This is a genomic window from Micromonospora sp. CPCC 206061, from assembly GCF_036906915.1.
In the GTDB taxonomy this organism is placed as follows: Bacteria; Actinomycetota; Actinomycetes; order Mycobacteriales; family Micromonosporaceae; genus Phytohabitans.
The window spans coordinates 1-1,501 of record NZ_JBAKHX010000199.1 but is presented as its reverse complement, the minus strand read 5'-3'; the positions used below and the strand labels follow the sequence as shown (position 1 = coordinate 1,501).

The 1,501-nt window shown below is 68.6% G+C and carries 1 protein-coding gene; it reads right to left on the bottom strand.

From position 1 onward, the window contains the following. A protein-coding gene (locus tag V6V89_RS41350) for an IS3 family transposase (protein WP_442935329.1) occupies positions 1 to 1,420 on the bottom strand; the annotation gives its coding sequence in 2 pieces (ribosomal slippage) (positions 1 to 1,165 and positions 1,165 to 1,420; 1,421 coding nt annotated over the 2 pieces). This gene is flagged as partial in the annotation. Positions 1,421 to 1,501 lie beyond the last annotated feature (81 nt).

The following is a 1,501-nucleotide window of genomic DNA, read 5'->3' as shown; positions in this document are numbered from 1 at the left end:
TTCGTCTGTTGTGCGGCCGTCTGCAGTGCTGGCCGATTGATCCAAACCGCGGAGGGCAGTGGCGGCGGCTGCGGCGGGCGCCGGAACCGGTGTGGGTGACGGTCGTGCGCGGCGGTGAGGACCTCGGCACGCAGGGCCTGGATCTGGGTGGCGGTGCCGTGGTGGACCGACGCGGGGGTGTGTAGCCCGATGCCGCTGTGGCGGTGTTCGTGGTTGTAGTAGGTGAAGAATTGCTCGCAGAAGGCGCGGGCGTCGTGGATCGAGCCGAACCGGTCGGGGAAGGCGGGGCAGTATTTCAGCGTCTTGAACGCGGCCTCGCTGTAGGGGTTGTCGTTGCTGACCTTGGGCCGGCTGTGGCTGCGCACGACGCCGAGATCGGCCAGCAGCAGCGCGACTGGTTTCGAGGTCATCGAGGTGCCCCGATCGGCGTGCACCACCCGCGGCGCTGCGCCGGCCGTGGCGATGGTGGCCTCGATGAACGACTTGGCGAGCTCGCCGGTCTCGGTCGGCGCCACGAGCCAGCCGGGCACGTAGCGGGAGTAGATGTCGATGATGACGTAAAGGTCGTAGTAGAGGCCTGGGGTCGGGCCGTGCAGCTTGGTGATGTCCCATGACCACACCTGGCCTGGACCGGTGGCCACCAACTCGGGGCGGGTCCGCGGCGGGTGGGTGGCCTGCGCTCGGCGTTCCCGCGCGCCGCCGACTTCACGCAGGATTCGGTACATCGTCGACTCGCTGCACAGGTAGCTGCCCTCGTCCAGCAGTGTCGCCCACACCTGCGCCACCGACTTGTCCATGAAGGACTCATGGTGCAGCGTCGCCAGCACGCTGGCTCGCTCCACCGCGGTGAGCTTGTTCGACGGCGCCGGGCGAGGCAAACGCGGCCCGGCCAGCTTCGGCCGCTGCCGGCGGTAGTGAGTGGCCCGGGACTTGCCTAGCAGCGCGCAGGCCCGCTTGGTCGACGTCAGGTCGGCCAGGCCGACGAACGCGGCGTCGATCACCTGCTCGACCGCGGATCGGTGTCCGCGCTCTCGGAGATCAGACCCAAGAGCGCGTGTGCTTTTCCCACAACATCCAACGCCGCCCTGGTCTTGGCCAGCTCCGCACGCAGCCGCTCGTTCTCCGCCCGCAACCGCTCGGCTTCCCGGTCGGCTTCGCTTCGCGCCGGCTGGCGCGGCTTGCCCGCAACCCCCGCCAGAGCACCGGCATCGCGGGCTCGCCGCCACTCGACGATGTGTGAGGAATACAGCCCTTCCCGGCGCAGCAGCGCCCCCTTCGCCCCCGGCTCACTGGCCGCGTCGTACTCGGCCACCATCGCCAACTTGTACTCAGCGGTGAACGTCCGCCGCTTCGGCTGATCCGACCGAGGGCCCATCAGCCCATCATCGGTCACGCCGACCCTCAGGTCAGCACGAGTCATCGTCAACGCGGATCTTCCTGCACTCGCCCTACTCAGACCATGTAGTGGATCAGGTGTCTCACGTCAGCCTGACAGAGAGGG